Here is a 15,792-nt window from a genome sequence, read left to right as displayed (position 1 = left end):
CGCGTACCACCGCGGGCCGGCCCCTCACCGGCCCGGAGAGGCAGTGTCAACTCCCATGCAGCACAACGAGAACGCTCGAACCGGCAGACCCGGAACCAGGACGATGATGGTGGCCGGCGCGGCCGGACTGCTGGCCGCCGTGCTCGCGCCCGTCACGGCGTCGGCCGACACCGCGACCGCCGGGGCGGCGACCGCCCCGGCGACGGCGGGCGGGGCCACCCCGTGCGGCGCCGGTGGCGTCTTCACCGCCGCGCCGCCGACCTGCACGTGGACCGCGGCGGGCACGGACACCTTCACCGTCCCGGCCGGGGTGACCGCGGTGAGCGTCGACCTGTTCGGAGCCGAGGGCGGCAGCGCGGCGGGCTTCGTCGCCCCGAACCCGCCGAACGCGGGGGCACCCGGCGGGCTCGGCGGCGAGACCCGGGCCACCCTGGCGGTCGCCGCGGGGCAGCGCCTGCAGATCACCGTGGGCGCGGCCGGCAGCTCCGGCAGCTCCCGGCACGGTGAGTTCGCCCGGCCGGGCGGCACCGGCCACGGGGCCGGTGGCGGCGGGGCGCACGGCGGCGGCGGCTCGGGCGGCGGCGGCTCGGACGTGCGCTCCGGTGAGTTCGGCCCCGCCGACCGGATCCTGGTGGCGGGCGGCGGCGGAGGGGCGGGCAACGGCGGCCCCCTGCTGCGCGGCGGCGACGGCGGCGGCCTGGTCGCCGAACCCGGCGGCCAGGGCGGCGGGCCGGAGGGCTCCGGGGTCGCCGGCGGCGGCGGGACGCAGTCGGCGTACGGTTTCGGCAGTCCCAACTCGGCTCTGGGCGGCCCGGGTGTGGCGGGCGGGGACATCGACCCCAACACCGGCCTGGCCAACCCGGGCAGCGGCGGCCCCGGTGGCAACGGCGCCCGCGGCGGCAACGGGGGCGGTGGTGGTGGCGGCGGCTGGTTCGGCGGCGCGGGCGGCTCCGGCGGCGGCAACCCCGGCAACCTCTACGGCGCCGGCGGCGGCGGGGGGAGCAGCTTCGCGACCCCGGTTGCCACCGACCCCGCCCTGCTGCCGGGGGTGAACCACGGCGACGGCAAGGCGGTCGTCTCCTTCCGGTACGGCACGTCGGTCTCGCTCGCCGCGAGCAGCGCCACCCCGCTGTTCGGGCACTCCGTCACCTTCACCGCCACCGTCGGTGCGGCGGACCCGGCCGCCGGCACCCCCGGCGGGACGGTCACCTTCTCGGACGGTCCGACCCCGCTGGCGACCGTCCCGCTGACGGGCGGCCGGGCCGTCCTGACCACCGGGGGACTGCGCCCCGGCGCGCACGCGATCACCGCCACGTACGGCGGCGAGCCGGCCTTCGCGCCAAGTGCGGCGCCGGAGCCGGCCGCCGTCACGGTCGGCTTCAGCCGGCCGTGCGTGACGACCGCGCACCTGGGCCCGCTGACCGTGGACGCCGGCGAGTCGCTGTGCATCGGCCCCGGCGGCAGCCAGACCGGGCCGCTCACCGTACGTTCCGGCGGTGCCCTGTCCGTGTCGGGGGCCGAGATCACCGGGCCGCTGTCCGCCGACGGCGCCCTCGCCGTGGCGATCTGCGCCGCGAAGCTCACCGGACCGGTCACCGTCCGGTGAGTTGCGAGGGCAACGAGCCCGGGCTGCGGCATTCGGGCAACACGGTGGACGGGCCGCGGTCCGGCCAGTGCCGCTGAGGCCAGCGCCATTGAGGCCAGTGCCGTTGAGACCCGTGCCGTTGAGACCCGGGCCGTTGAGGCCGTGCCGTTGAAACCCGTGCCGTTGAGGCCGTGCCGTTGAGTCCCGCCCGATGACCGGGGACGGGCGCCGCCACCACGGCGACGCCCGTCCCCCCGGGGGGCGGCCGGTCCTCCCGGCCGGCCGCACCCCTGCCCCGAGGGTGGGCCGGCCGCCGCCCGGACGTACGGGCGGCGGCCGACCACGACGGACGCGCTCCCGCCCTACCGGAGGGGTGTGCCCGCCGTCGTGCCCTGCTGCGGCGCCGGGGCGTAGCCGGTGGGCCGGGTGGTGAAAGTCCCCCGGCCCTGGGTGCGGCCGCGCAACCGGGTCGCGTAGCCGAACAGTTCGGCCAGCGGCACGGTCGCGGTGATCACCGCGGTGCCGCCCCGGGTGGTCGAGCCGGAGACCCGGCCACGCCGGGCCGCCAAGTCCCCGAGCACCCCGCCCACGGCATCTTCGGGCACCGTCGCCGTGAGCTCGACGACCGGCTCCAGGAGCGCCGCCGCGGCGGCCCGCAGTGCCTCCCGGAGGGCGAGCCGGCCGGCCGTACGGAACGCCATCTCCGAGGAGTCCTTCGGGTGGGTGGCCCCGTCGGTCAGCGTGACCCGCAGCCCGGTGACCGGATGACCCCCGAGGGGACCCTCCGCGAGGGCGTCCCGGCAGCCGGCCTCGACCGCCCGGACGTACTCCTGCGGCACCCGTCCGCCGACCACGGCCGAACGGAACTCGAAGAGCGTCCCGCTGTCGGCGCCGGAGGCGCCTTCGTCGCCGCCTTCGGCGGTTGCCGCCAGCGGCTCCAGGTCGAGCACCACATGGGCGAACTGCCCGGCGCCGCCGTCCTGTTTGACATGCCGGTAGAGCAGCCCGGACACCCCGCGGGTGACCGTCTCCCGGTAGGAGACCTTCGGCCGGCCGACGCCGACCTCCAGCCCCTGGGCGCGGCGGATCTTCTCCACCGCGACCTCCAGGTGCAGTTCGCCCATCCCCGACAGCACGGTCTGGCCGGTCTCCGGGTCGGTGCGCAGCACCAGCGAGGGATCCTCCTCCACCAACCGGGCCAGCGCCGCGGCCAGCTGGTCGGTGTCGGTGCTCCGCCGGGCCTCGACCGCCACCGAGACGACCGGGTCGGCCACCGAGGGCGGTTCGAGGAGCAGCGGGGCGGCGGGCAGGCAGAGGGTGGCCCCGGCGCGGGCGGCCTTCGGCCCGATCACCGCGACGATGTCCCCGGCCACCGCCCGGTCCACCTCCGCGTGCCGGTCGGCCTGCACCCGCAGGATCCGGCTGATCCGCTCGGTGCGGCGAGCGCCCACGTCCAGCACCACCTCTCCCTTGTCGAGCGTGCCCGAGTACACCCGCAGATAGGTCAGCCGCCCGGTGGCGGTGGAGTTCACCTTGAAGACCAGCGCCGCGAACGGCGCCGCCGGGTCGGCGGCCCGCCGCTGCTCGCCGCCGCCGTCGGTGCCGCGCACCGGCGGCACGTCCAGCGGGGAGGGCAGGTAGGCGACCACGGCCGCCAGCAGCGGTTCGATCCCGCGGTTGCGGTAGGCGGAGCCGCAGAGCACCACCAGTCCCTCGCCCGTACGGGTCAGCTCGCGCAGAGCCGTGGCCAGGGTCGGTGCGGAGAGCGCCGAATGCTCGCAGAACTCCTCCAGCGCACCGGGGTGCAGCTCGGCCACCGCCTCCTCCAGGAGGCGCCGGCGCTGCCGCGCCTCCTCCAGCAGCTCGGCCGGCACCGGGCCCTCCAGCGCGCCGTTGTGACCGTCGGCCCAGGTGAGCGCCCGCATCCGGAGAAGGTCCACGACACCGGTGAAGCCGTCCTCCTGGCCGATCGGCAGCTGCACCACGAGCGGGGCCGGGTGCAGCCGGCGGCGGATCGAGTCGACCGCCGAGTCGAGGTCGGCGCCCGTCCGGTCCAGCTTGTTGACGAAGGCGATCCGGGGCACGCCGTGCCGGTCGGCCTTGCGCCACACCGACTCGCTCTGCGGTTCGACCCCGGCGACGGCGTCGAAGACCGCGACGGCGCCGTCCAGCACCCGCAGGGACCGCTCCACCTCGTCCGAGAAGTCGACGTGCCCCGGGGTGTCGATCAGGTTGATCCGGTGGCCGTCCCAGTCGCAGCTGACGGCCGCGGCGAAGATGGTGATGCCCCGGTCGCGTTCCTGCGGGTCGAAGTCGGTGACGGTGGTGCCGTGGTGGACCTCGCCGCGCTTGTGGGTGGCGCCGGTGAGGTAGAGGATCCGTTCGGTGACGGTGGTCTTGCCGGCGTCGACGTGGGCGAGGATGCCCAGGTTGCGGACGGCGGTCAGGACGGCGGCGGTCGCCTGGGTGCCGGCGGGGCGGGTCCGGGGTTCGGTACGCATGGCCGATGGCCTTTCGGGATGATCCGGGAAGGGGGCGGCGCGATTCCCGGACGAAACGGCCCGGAGTTCCAGGCCGGGTCGGACCCCTGCTGCGGTGCGGCCCGCCACGGCGCGGCCGGGGCCGGTCGCGCAGCTGGTCGGGCGGGCCCGGCAACGGCCGGGCAGGGGTCAGGTGTTCGTCGCGGACATCCGGTTCCGGCCGCGCAGCCGGAACCGGGCGCACGAAGACACCAGGATCACCTCGAACCGGGACGGGGGCACGACGACAGCGGTGCGGTAGCGCACGGCCGGTCTCCCCTCACTCGTCACGGGTGCGCACCGCGTGGTTCACGGCGGTGCGCGCTTCGTCGGCGAGTGTAGGCGGGCCGGGAGCGGCCGTGCACCCCATTTGAATCCGGCTGACGCTCCGCCCGGTATTCGGCTGACGCTCCGCCCGGCATCCGGCTGAAGCGCGGCCCGCGGCCGGTTGACGTGCCGTCCGGACGGGCCGCCCGGCGGGGTGTTCAGCGTCCGAGCGCCGCCATCGCCGCGTTGTGCCCGGGGATCCCGCTGACGCCGCCGCCCCGGATCGCGCCGGCCCCGCACAGCAGCACGTTGGCGTGGGCGGTGGCGACACCCCAGCGGTCCGACGGGTCCTCGCCGTAGGGGAACCGCAGGTCGCGGTGGAAGATGTTGCCGCCCGGCAGGCCGAGTTCGCGTTCCAGGTCCAGGGGTGTCTTCGCCTCGATGCAGGGCCGGCCCCGCTCGTCGTTGGCCAGGCAGTCCGCGAGCGGTTCGTCGAGGTGGGCCTCCAGCGGCGCGAGGACGGCCCGCAGGGCGGCCTCCCGCCGCGCCGACTCCTGCCCGGCGTCCCCGTCGTCCGGGAACAGTCGGGCGGGCAGGTGCAGGCCGAACAGGGTCAGGGTGTGGTAGCCCCGGGTCACCAGCTCCGGGCCGAGGATCGACGGATCGGTGAGGGAGTGGCAGTAGATCTCGGACGGCGCGGCCGCCGGGACGCGGCCGGCGGCGGCCTGCCGGTACGCCGCCTCCAACTGACTGTAGGACTCGGCGATGTGGAAGGTCCCGGCGAAGGCCTCGCGCGGGTCCACGGCGCGGTCCCGCAGCCGGGGCAGTCGGCGCAGCAGCATGTTGACCTTCAGCTGCGCGCCCTCCGGGGCCGGGTCCGCAGGGGTCTCGCCGAGCAGCCGGGCGAGCACCCGCGGGGCCGCGCCGCAGAGCACCTGGCCCGCGCCGACGGTGTGTTCGGCCCCGCCGGACCGGAAGCTCACCTCGGCGTCCTTCCCGTCGGTGGCGACCGCCGTCACCTCGCAGCCGGTGCGGAGTTCGGCGCCGGCCGACCGCGCGGCGTGGTCCAACGCCCGGGTGAGTGCGCCCATCCCGCCCACGGGTACGTCCCAGTCGCCGGTGCCGCCCCCGATCACGTGGTAGAGGAAGCAGCGGTTCTGGCGCAGCGAGGGGTCGTGGGCGTGGCTGAAGGTGCCGATCAGGGCATCGGTGAGGACCACCCCACGGACCAGGTCGTCGCTGAACGACCGCTCCACGGCCTCGCCGATCGGGCGCTCGAACAGCGCCTCCCAGGCGGCGTCGTCGCCCACCCGCGCGCGCAGTTCGGAGCGGGACGGCAGCGGCTCGGTGAGGGTCGGGAAGACCCGCTCGGCGACCTGCCCGGTCATCCCGTAGAACGCCTGCCAGGCTTCGAACTCGCCCTTCGAGCCGGTGAGTTCGCGGAAGGCGGCGGCCGTCCTGACGTTGTCCCCGACGTCGACCAGCAGGCCGGTCGGGCGCCCGTCCCGGGTGGTCGGCGTGTACGAGGAGATCCGCCGCCGGCGCAGTTCGACCTTCAGGCCCAACTCGGTGACGATCTTGCGTGGCAGCAGGCTCACCAGGTACGAGTACTGGGACAGCCGGGCGGCCACGCCCGGGAAGGCCTGGGTGGAGACGGCGGCCCCGCCGGTCCGGCCGAGCCGCTCCAGCAGGAGCACGCTGCGCCCGGCGCCGGCCAGGTAGGCGGCGGCGACCAGGCCGTTGTGCCCGCCACCGACGATCACCACGTCGTAGGAGGAGCGGGCCGGGAGCTCGGGTGCCGTGTGCATGCCGCCGTCCTATCAGGGCCGCGCCGGTGTTGGCCAGAGCCTTGCGCCGATCGGGGCGCGGCGCCGCCCCCGCGCCTGCCGATGGGGTCGTTCGCCCCTCGAAGCGCCGGGGGTGACCCCGGACGAGGTCACCCGCCCGGTCACCCACACGGCCGCACGCCCGGTCACCCACCCGGCCGCACGCCCGGCCGCACGTCCCGGGTCGGGCGGGGTGCGGCCCGGTGCTCAGCCGAGCGTGAACTCCTTCTCCTGCAGCGCGTCCAGCACCCGGGCGTACATCCGGGTCTTGATGGTGCCCACGGTCGGGCCGGCCTTGGCGGTGTGCGCGGCGGCGATCCCGACGGCCGTCCGGCGGACGGCGTCCTCGTCCGCGGTGCGGTCGACCACCCCGGCGGCGAGCGCGTCGTGGCCGCCGTAGCGGCGGGCCGTGACCATGGCCTCGTGCGCGGTCTGCGGGGTCAGCCGGGCCTGGATCAGCGCCGACATACCGGCGGTGAACGGGATGTTGATCTCGGCCTCGGGCAGGCACCAGAAGCCCCGGTCGGCTCGCATCACCCGGAAGTCGTGGGCCAGCGAGAGCATCGCTCCGGCGGCGAAGGTGTGCCCCTGCAGGGCCGCCACGGTGACCATCGGGAGGGTCAGCACCCGGGCCAGCAGGGCCTGGACGCCGCCGACGTACTCGTTCGCCCGGTCCGCGTTGGCGAACAGCCACTCCAGGTCCAGGCCGTTGGAGAAGAACTTCCCGCTCGCGGCGGTCACCAGGGCGCGCGGTCCCTCGGCGTTCTCGACCTCGTCCAGCAGCGCGTTGACGGAGGCGAGCCAGTCGGGGTGGAAGCGGTTCTCGGTGGCGCCGATGTCCAGGACGAAGACGCCGTCCTGGCGGTCGAGCGTGGGCATGACTGCTCCTTCGTCCGGGGCGGTGGGCGCGGCGGCCGCACCGTGGTTACCGATGGGTAACCATGTTGAACGGCATCGTACATAACCGCGCCCCCGTTGTCCCCGGTCCGGCCGGCGGGAGGCAGAACCCGGGTGCGGCGCCGAACGGAAGCCCTGGCCCCGGGGTAGGGCCGGTGTCCGCCTCACGGCCCGTCGGCGGCCCGGACCTCCTGCAGCAGTCCCCAGGTGAAGTCCGCCGTCAGGCCGCGCCGCACCCCCGCCGGATCGGGGGCGGCGAAGTCCAGCTGCCACCGGGTCGGCGCACTGCCCTCCCGCGGCACGGCCGGCGGGAAGGCCTCGGCCACGTCCGACACCACGCAACTCCACGGCGTCAGGTCGGCCAGGGTCCGCAGGCCGGGCGGCGCCGAGCCCTCGGCCCGCACCAGCCACTCGTTCAGGACCGGCGCGCCCCCGCCGCCGGTGCTCGCCGGGCCGAGCAGCACCTCGAAGCGCAGCTCGGGCCAGAGCGGGAGCACCCACTGCTGGGCGGTGCACCGGAGGTCGCCGATCCGCAGCGGGCGGCTCGACCCCGGAGGCCCGAGCACCAGCGCGAACCGGCTAGCCCCGCGCGGGAAGCGAGGTGCGCGGATCATCGCCTGCCAGCGCTTGTTCGCCTCCCGCAGCTCGGCCCGGGACGAGCCGAGCCACCGCACCGCCTCGTCGACCAGCCCGGGGTTGAAGTCGGCCATCCGCCGCAGCAGCACCAGCTGGAACTGCGTCGTCCCGAAACCCTGCAGTGCCATCCGGCCAGGCTAGCCATCCCGGCGCGGGGACGCCCGGGTACCCTCCCCGGCACCCGGCTGCGCCCCGGCCGTCCGGGCCCGGCGCCGACCGGCCGGGCACGGGCCACGGTTACGGCAGGATGGCGTCCACGTACCCGCCGTCTACCCGTACGGCCGCACCGGTGGTCGCGGAGGCCTGGGGCGAGCTGAGGTAGACGACCAGGTTGGCGATCTCGGCCGGTTCGATCAGCCGGCCGAGCAGCGACTGGGGGCGGTACTCCCGCATGAACTCGCGCTGTGCCCGCTCCCAGGGCAGGTCCCGGTCGACCAGCGAGTACACGAAGTCCTCGATGCCCTCGGTCCGGGCCGGGCCGGCGATCACGGAGTTCACCGTCACCCCGCTGCCGGCCGCCGCCTTCGCGAAGCCGCGCGACACCGCGAGCAGGGCGGTCTTCGACATGCCGTAGTGGATCATCTCGGTGGGGATCACCACGGCGGAGTCGCTCGCGATGTTCTGGATCCGGCCCCAGCCCCGCTCCGTCATGCCGGGCAGGTAGGCCCGGATCAGCCGGACGGCGCTCAGCACGTTGGTCTCGAAGTACTCGCGCCACAGGTCGTCGTCGATGTCCAGGGCCGGTGTCGGGCCGAAGATGCCGAGACTGTTGACCAGGATGTCGGCCTGCGGGACGGCCGCGCACAGCTGCTCGGCGCCCTCGGCGACGGTCAGGTCGCCCGCCACGGCGGACACCTCGGCCGCCGGGACGGCGTCACGCAGCCGCTCCGCCGCCCGCCGCAGCCGCGCCTCGGAACGCCCGGTCAGCACCACCCGTGCGCCGGCCCCGGCCAGGCCGGTCGCGACGGCCAGGCCGATGCCCTGGGAGGAGCCGGAGACGACCGCGGTCCGGCCGGCCAGATCGATCTGCACACATACTCCTCGGGCGGGCGGGGCCGGGGAGACAGCTGCTCCCACTGTCAGGATCAGTGTGATCACCCGAGGCCGGGATCGCGCCGCGCCGCGCCGCACCCGGGGTGCCGCCGGTCAGGTCCGACTCCGACCGGGGACCGCCGCCGAGGTCCCCGGCGGGCCGGGGAATCTCGGCCCGGGTGCTTGCGTGATCCGGCGGGCGGAGGGATGGTGGAAGGAGCTGATCAGCGCGCTCCGCAAGGACGGAGCCGACCCGGTCGCCCGCTGGTACGTGGCCGCCGAGGTCTGTACGAAGGCAAGAAGAAGGTCTGAACGAAGAACCGATGCTCCGCCGAGGCGGAGCCGCGCCGGACATCCAGGGCGGGAGCCCGCAGCTCCGGCAGGGACCGCTGTCACGGCCCCGAGATCCCATCTCCGCCGGGGGCGGAGAGGTCCGAAGGCCCGGCCGGAGAGCCGGGCCTTCGCCTTGTGTTCGGGCGCCCCGGTGCCCGCGCGCCGCCGGCCCTTCTTCGCGCCTGCGGGTCCCCTTCGCGCCTGCGGGCCCGGCTGGGCCCTTCTGCCCCCGTGCACCGCGCCGCCGGCTTCTCCGCGGCCGCGGCGCCGGGCGCGGATTACCGGATCGGCCCGGCAGTCGACAGGATGGGGGCATGACCGAGATCCACACCCCCCGACTCGTCCTCCGCCGCTGGACCGACGACGACCTGGTACCCATGGCGGAGATCAACGCGGACCCGGAGGTCATGCGCTGGATCGGCGACGGCTCCCGGTACGACCTGGAGCAGACGGCGGAGGCGATCGAGCGCTGGGAGGAGGACTGGGACGAGGAGGGCTTCGGCCTCTTCGCCGTCGAGCTGCTGGCCTCGGGGGAGCTCGCCGGCTTCACCGGCCTCTCGGTCCCCGAGCACCTGCCCGAGGTGCTGCCCGCGGTCGAGATCAGCTGGCGGTTCGGGCGGCAGTTCTGGGGCCAGGGGTATGCCTCGGAGGCCGCGCACGCCACGCTGGAGTTCGCCCTGGAGGACCGGGGCCTCGACCGGGTCGTCGCCGTCGTCCGCTCCGGCGACGAGGCCTCCCGCAACGTCCTCGACAAGCTCGGCATGGAGCTGGTGTCCGAGACCAGGGACCCGGTACTCGGCCACCCGCTGCAGGTGCACGCGATCGACCTCACCGAGTACGCCTGACCCGCCCGCCCGCCCGCCCGCCCGCGCCCCCGGCACACCTGTACCGGGTCGGGTCGGGTGTACCGGGTCGGGTCGGGCCGGGGTCGGTGAGGCGCGTCCCCCGTCACCCGTTCGCTGCGGCGACCGGGCCCCGGAGGGCCGGAAGGCCGGCGAATCGGGCCGCACCGACGTGTCCTCCTTGACTCGGTCGACCCGGGCCCGCACGCTCCGGAGAAGGCGTCCGGGCCGGCCGGGCCACCGCCGGGCCGGGCCCGCGTCCGCCCCGGCCGGTTCGTCCGACCACGCGGGGGCGGAGGCCCTACGTGACCACCGACGAGGTCCTCATCGGTGTGGGCCTGACCCTGGCACTGGCCGTCGGGTCGCAGATCCTGGCCGGCCGGCTGCGGGTCCCCGCACTGGTGGTCCTGCTGCCGGTGGGCTTCGCGGCAGGCGCCCTGTTCGACGACCTGGACCCGCAGCGGCTGCTCGGCACCGCCTTCTCGCCCATGGTGTCGCTGGCGGTCGCGGTGATCCTCTACGACGCCGGCCTCGGCCTGGACCTCCGGAAGCTCAAGGGACACATCCCGCGGGTCGTCGTCCGGCTGATCTGGGTCGGTGTGCTGGTCACCTGGCTGATCGGGACGGCGGTCGCGATGCCGCTGCTCGGGATGGACCGGCGGTCCGCCGTGATGCTCGGGGCGATCCTGGTGGTGTCCGGGCCGACCGTGGTCGGGCCGCTGCTCGCCTTCGTCCGCCCCAAGGACCGGCTGCAGCACATCCTGGTCTGGGAGGGCTCGCTGATCGACCCGGTCGGCGGCATCCTCGGTGCCCTGGTCTTCCACGTGGTCGCCACCGGGACGGGTGTCCGGCTCCGCACGGGAGCGCTGCAGTTCCTCGCCAGCGTGGGGATCGGGCTGGCCGGCGGCGTCGTCGGGGCCGCCCTGCTCTGGGTGCTGCTTCGGGTGCTGGGGCTGGGCGAGGTGCTCGGCACCACGGCGCAGCTCGCCGCGGTGATCGGGGTGGCCGCCGTCAGCGACGTCCTGCGCGACGACACCGGGCTGATCACCGCGGTGGTGATGGGCCTGGCCGTGGCCAACATCAGGGCCTTCGACGGCCCGGTCCGGCGGCCGTTCTTCGAGACCCTGGTCAGCCTGATCCTCGGGCTGCTCTTCATCTCGATCTCGGCCACCGTCACCCCGGACTCGCTGCGCGACGTGGCCTTCCCCGCGTTGCTCCTGGCCGTGGTACTGGTCCTGGTGGCCCGGCCGATGGTGGCCTTCCTGTCCACGATCGGCACCGATGTACCCGGCGCCGAGCGGGCCTTCATCGGCTGGATGGCACCGCGCGGCATCGTCGCGGCGGCCACCGCCTCGACCTTCTCCGCCGGGCTGGTGGCCAAGGGGCTCGACGGCGCCCAGCGGATCCTGCCGGCCACCTTCGTGGTGATCGTCGCGACCGTCACGCTGTACGGGCTGACCGCCTCCTCCGTCGCGCGGCGGCTGCGGGTCGTCCGCCCGTCGCGTTCGCGCCCGCTGCTGGTCGGCGGCGATCCGTGGGTGGTGGACCTCGGACTGGCGCTGCGCTCGGCCGGCCTGGAGGTGCTGATGTGGGCCGGCCTGGAGCAGCAGCGCGAGCGGATCGGACGGGCCGGCCTGGAGCTCGCGCCGGGAGAGCTGCTGGCCGCCGCCACCGGGGAGGGCGCCGAGCTGGAGGGCATCACCGCGGTGTACCTGCTGACCACCGAGGACGACTTCAACGCGCTGGCGACCGCCGTGCTGCGGGCGAGCGTCGAGGGCTCCGTGCACCGGGTCGGCGCGCCGCGCGACAGCCTCGGCGTGGTGGCGCCGTTCATCGGCGGCGAGGTGCTGTTCGGTGCCGATCTGACGGCCTCGGCGCTGACCCGCCGGCACGAGGCCGGGGCGGTGGTGGTGACCAGGCAGGCCGGTCCGGAGGTGCCGGACGGGTGGGACGTGCTGTTCGTGGTGCGCCGCGACGGCCGGCTGGACCCGGTGACCGAGGCGAACCGGCCGCTGCCCAGGCTCGGCGACGCGCTCGTCCTGCTGGGTCCGGCCGCCGATGATCAGGTCGCGCCGCGGCCTTGACCCTGTCCGCGGCCCTGCTCCCGATCACGACTCCCGCCCCGGCCACGACTCCCGCCCCGGCCCCGACCGGGGTCGGCGCCGGTCGGTGGCCCGGTGGCCCCCCGCGCCGGCGGCCCGTCCAGCTGTCGGCGCAGGGCCTGCGCGAGCCGGTCGGCCTCCTCCCGATCGACGGCGAGCACCCCCTGCGTCCCGGTCATCAGCGCGTGGTACTCCTGCCGCTCGTACGGGATGCCGGGCGGCAGGGCCGCGACGTGCCAGTGGACGTGCGCGTGGCCCTGGTTGCTGCCCAGGCTCAGCAGGTACAGGCGCTCGGCCGGGACCACCCGCGCCAGCGCGGTCGCGACCCGGTGCACGATCAGCTGGAGCGCCAGGTAGGCCTCCTCGGTGAAGCCGCCGACGGTGTCCTCGATGTGGGTCCGGGGCGCGACCAGCAGCTTGCCCGGCAGGGTGGGGTAGCGGTCGAGGAAGGCGACGTGGGTGCCGTCGTCGTAGACGATCCGGTGCTCGAAGCCGGGCTCGCCGGCCAGCATCGCGCAGATGAAGCAGGGCCCCGAGCGGGCCCGCTCGCGGTACGCGACCGGGTCGAAGTCCGCCCTCGGCCACGCCCCGGGCGGCTGGGCGCCGGGGCCGTCGCTCACACCGGCCACCCGGGCGCCGACAGTGCCCGGCCGAGGGCGATCTCGCCCAGGGCCCGCACCGTGTACGGGACGGTCTGCTCCGGCAGGCCGTCCAGCGGCCACCAGCGCAGCTCGTGGCACTTCTCCGGCTCGCGGTTGCTCACCTGCCCGGTGTACACCACCGGACGGAAGAACAGCTGGAGCCGGCCCTCGGTGTCGCCCGCGTCGAGGAGGTGCAGGACGTGCTGGAGTTCCAGCCCGGCGGGGTCGATCCCGATTCCCAGCTCCTCCCGGGCCTCGCGCGCCATGCCGGCCGCCACGCTCTCGCCCGGTTCGAGGTGGCCGGCCGGCAGGTGCCACCACCCGTCGGCGAAGGTGGTGTTGCGCCGCCGGCCGAGCAGGACCATGCCGTCGTCGACGAGCACCAGGTGCAGGCCGACCATGGAGCGGCTCGGCCCGGCCGTCGCCGTCCGGGCCGCCGGCAGGACGGTCGCAGGTTCGTCGGCGGGCGCCGCAGGGTTTTGGTCTGATGAGATGGACAATTGTTCCGCCTTCGTACGGGAGTTGTGGTCGGACCTCGTCACCGTAGGCAGCGCGCGGGGCCCGCCGGAACGCCCGGCCGGACCTGCCACACGATCAGGTGAGCCGGCCCGAGCGGCTTGACCGGCCTGGGGCGGCCTGGTGGACCGGCCGGCCGGACGGAACCGCCGGGCCCGTTCCGTCGCCCGATTCGTCGTGGGACCTGCCCCCGGGCCGGGGCCGCGATGTAGTCTGGACCTTCGTCGTAGCGGCAGTTGAGACAGGTCGATCCATGCGAACTCGCGCGCAGCGCTTCGAGCGGGCCCCCTTCGGGCACCCGTCGCCGCCGCACGCCGTGACCGCTCGTCCGGCTGCCCGCCCCCGCCGCTCCACCGCGGGAACGGCGCTCGTGCGCCGGCGCTGGATCGACGGGGTCGGCTCACCGACCGGCCTCTGTCGCCCGTGACGCTCCGTCACGTCTTCACCGGGACATTCCGCTAGCGAGCTCCGCCGCGTCCGCCGAGGGCCCACGCCCCGGCGCGCAGCGTCCGCCTGCCCCGACCGTCCGGGCCGCCGCCGATCCGTCGGGGCCGGGCCACGTCGTCGGGACCGCGGAGCCCGGAACCCGGCGCCCGCACCAGATCGAGGAAGAAGTCCGCATGCCTGCTCCCGACGCGCTCATCCCTGACGCGCTCATCCCCGACCCACCCCTGTCCGGGCGGCCCGCCGCCGACCCGCCCCACCCCCAGGGCGGTTCACCGGAGCGCCCCCCGGCAGGGCGGGCCGGCGCCCACCCGCTCGACAACGCCGTCCGCGCCGCCCTGCTCGGTCCGCACGCGCACCTCGCGCAGCGGCAGGGCGAGGTGGTGCGCTACCCGCCCGACGTCTCGCCGTTCATCGCCCTGCCCGACCACCCCGACGCGTCGGTCTGGCGGGACGTCGCCACTCTGCTCGGCCCGGGCGCCGTCGCGTTGGTGACCGGGGTCCGCGGCACGCCGCCGCCCGACTGGGAGATCCTCATGGACGGCGCCGGGGTCCAACTGGTGGACGAGGGCATCGCCGCTGCAGCTGACGCCGAGGCCGTCCCGCTGGGCTACGCCGACGTGCCCGAGATGCTGGACCTGGTGGCGCGTACCCAGCCCGGCCCGTTCCTGCCCCGCACCGTCGAACTCGGCACCTACCTCGGCATCCGGCGCGGCGGCCGGCTGGTCGCGATGGCCGGCGAGCGCCTGCACCCGCCGGGCTGGACCGAGATCAGCGCCGTCTGCACCGACCGGGAGCACCGGGGTGAGGGCCTCGCCACCCGGTTGGTGCACGCGGTCGCCGCCGGCATCCGGGCCCGCGGCGAGACGCCCTTCCTGCACGCCGCCGCGAGCAACACCGACGCGATCCGGCTGTACGAGTCCCTCGGGTTCCGACTGCGCCGCACCACCACCTTTCTCGCCGTCGTGGTCCCAGGCGCGCCGACCGGCTGAACCCGGCGGCCCACCCGCACGGCAGGGCCCACCCGCACGGCAGGGCCCACCCGCACGGGAAGGCCCACTCGCACGGAAAGGCCCACCCCAACCGCAGGGCGGACCCGTTCACCGCGCCGCGTTGTCGGGCCCGGCCCGCCGGAAGGCCGCCCCGGCACCCCCAGGCAGTCCCTTTCGAGCAGGAGGCACCAGATGAGCCCCACACCGCGCTACGCCGACGCGGTCGACACCACCACCCACGGTGAGTACCGGATCAACCGGGCCCCGGGCGACGAGCGGCCGCTCTACCGCTTCACCGGGCGGATCACCGAGGACGGCAGCAGCGGGTTCCGCGCCGAGCCCGGCCGCTACCACCTGTACGCGGGCTGGTTCTGCCCCTGGGCCCAGCGGGTCACCGTCCAACTGGAGCTGAACGGGCTGCAGGACGTGCTCTCCGTCTCGTACGTCGACGGCGCGCGGGACGGCCGCGGCTGGGCCTTCCGCGAGACCCACGGACCGGACCCGGTGAACGGCTTCACGCTGCTCAGGGAGGCCTACGAGGCGACCGAACCCGGGTTCGACGGCCACGTATCGGTGCCGACCCTCTGGGACCGGGAGACCGGACGGATCGTCAGCAACGACTTCGCCGGCATCGGGATCGACCTCGCCACCGAGTTCGGGCGGTGGAGCAACGGCGCGGACCACTACCCGTCGGAGCTGCGCCCGCGGATCGAGGAGCTCGACTCCTGGCTCGGCCCGGCGGTCAACCGCGGGGTGGGCGCCGCCGCGGGCGAGGGCCCCGCCGCCGAGGCGGCCCGGGCCGATCTGCTGGCGGCCTTCGCCGAACTGGACAAGCTGCTCGGGCGGCAGCGCCACCTGCTCGGTGAGCGGCTCACCGAGGCGGATGTGCGGCTCTGGGTGACCCTGGCCCGCTACGACGTGGCGGCGAACGCCCGCGGCGCGGTCGGCCCGGGCCTGGACGCCTACCCGAACCTCTGGGCCTACGCCCGGGATCTCTACCAGCGGCCGGCCTTCACCAGCACCACCGACTTCGCCACCTTCGCCCGCCCCGGTGCGGCGCTGCCCGACTGGAACGCCGCGCACGACCGCGACACCCTGGCTGCCGCCGGGGTCTGACCGGCTGTCGGCGGTTCCCGGTCATCCGCCGGGGGCCTCCGGCA

The 15,792-nt window shown here is 75.5% G+C and carries 12 protein-coding genes; 5 read left to right on the top strand and 7 right to left on the bottom strand.

Going from position 1 to position 15,792, the window contains the following annotated elements; genetic code table 11:
* The first annotated feature begins 55 nt into the window (after positions 1–55).
* Entirely contained in the window at positions 56–1,606 is a 1,551-nt protein-coding gene (locus OG689_RS01735) for an Ig-like domain-containing protein (protein WP_266316910.1), read from the top strand.
* Between the two features lie 341 nt (positions 1,607–1,947).
* On the opposite strand, the gene fusA is transcribed toward OG689_RS01735, so the two are convergent.
* From fusA to OG689_RS01710, 5 genes are all read right to left on the bottom strand, one after another.
* The gene (gene fusA, locus OG689_RS01730; RefSeq protein WP_266316908.1) at positions 1,948–4,086 is read right to left on the bottom strand and encodes an elongation factor G; all 2,139 of its coding nucleotides are present in this window, start codon (positions 4,084–4,086) and stop codon (positions 1,948–1,950) included.
* Positions 4,087–4,589: 503 nt separating this feature from the next.
* A complete protein-coding gene (locus OG689_RS01725; RefSeq protein WP_266316907.1) occupies positions 4,590–6,179 on the bottom strand; it encodes an NAD(P)/FAD-dependent oxidoreductase in 1,590 nt (529 codons plus the stop codon).
* 225 nt (positions 6,180–6,404) lie between these two features.
* Positions 6,405–7,076 (bottom strand): enoyl-CoA hydratase-related protein, encoded by a 672-nt coding sequence (locus OG689_RS01720; protein ID WP_266316906.1) that lies wholly within the window; start codon positions 7,074–7,076, stop codon positions 6,405–6,407.
* Between the two features lie 182 nt (positions 7,077–7,258).
* On the bottom strand, positions 7,259–7,858 hold the full coding sequence (locus OG689_RS01715) for a hypothetical protein (protein ID WP_266316904.1): 600 nt from the start codon (positions 7,856–7,858) through the stop codon (positions 7,259–7,261).
* A gap of 109 nt (positions 7,859–7,967) precedes the next feature.
* Positions 7,968–8,762 (bottom strand): SDR family oxidoreductase, encoded by a 795-nt coding sequence (locus OG689_RS01710; RefSeq protein ID WP_266316903.1) that lies wholly within the window; start codon positions 8,760–8,762, stop codon positions 7,968–7,970.
* A gap of 647 nt (positions 8,763–9,409) precedes the next feature.
* Here OG689_RS01710 and OG689_RS01705 point away from each other — a divergent pair.
* Both OG689_RS01705 and OG689_RS01700 read left to right on the top strand, forming a co-directional pair.
* On the top strand, positions 9,410–9,940 hold the full coding sequence (locus OG689_RS01705; RefSeq protein ID WP_266316901.1) for a GNAT family N-acetyltransferase: 531 nt from the start codon (positions 9,410–9,412) through the stop codon (positions 9,938–9,940).
* 302 nt (positions 9,941–10,242) lie between these two features.
* Entirely contained in the window at positions 10,243–12,021 is a 1,779-nt protein-coding gene (locus OG689_RS01700; RefSeq protein ID WP_266316899.1) for a cation:proton antiporter, read from the top strand.
* On the opposite strand, the gene OG689_RS01695 is transcribed toward OG689_RS01700, so the two are convergent.
* Both OG689_RS01695 and OG689_RS01690 read right to left on the bottom strand, forming a co-directional pair.
* The gene (locus OG689_RS01695) at positions 12,000–12,659 is read right to left on the bottom strand and encodes an HIT family protein (RefSeq protein ID WP_266316897.1); all 660 of its coding nucleotides are present in this window, start codon (positions 12,657–12,659) and stop codon (positions 12,000–12,002) included. The two genes, OG689_RS01700 and OG689_RS01695, sit on opposite strands and share 22 nt — an antisense overlap.
* On the bottom strand, positions 12,656–13,180 hold the full coding sequence (locus tag OG689_RS01690) for an NUDIX domain-containing protein (RefSeq protein ID WP_266316895.1): 525 nt from the start codon (positions 13,178–13,180) through the stop codon (positions 12,656–12,658). The genes OG689_RS01695 and OG689_RS01690 overlap by 4 nt, the downstream gene beginning before the upstream one ends.
* A gap of 636 nt (positions 13,181–13,816) precedes the next feature.
* Between OG689_RS01690 and OG689_RS01685 the strand changes: the two genes are divergently transcribed.
* Positions 13,817–14,632 carry a GNAT family N-acetyltransferase gene (locus tag OG689_RS01685; protein WP_266316894.1) on the top strand — a complete coding sequence of 272 codons (816 nt, stop codon included), beginning with the start codon at positions 13,817–13,819 and terminating at the stop codon, positions 14,630–14,632.
* 192 nt (positions 14,633–14,824) lie between these two features.
* Positions 14,825–15,748 carry a glutathione S-transferase C-terminal domain-containing protein gene (locus tag OG689_RS01680; protein WP_266316892.1) on the top strand — a complete coding sequence of 308 codons (924 nt, stop codon included), beginning with the start codon at positions 14,825–14,827 and terminating at the stop codon, positions 15,746–15,748.
* Positions 15,749–15,792 lie beyond the last annotated feature (44 nt).

It is taken from the genome of Kitasatospora sp. NBC_00240 (assembly GCF_026342405.1).
In the GTDB taxonomy this organism is placed as follows: domain Bacteria; phylum Actinomycetota; class Actinomycetes; order Streptomycetales; family Streptomycetaceae; genus Kitasatospora.
This window is presented reverse-complemented; position numbering and strand designations above follow the sequence as displayed.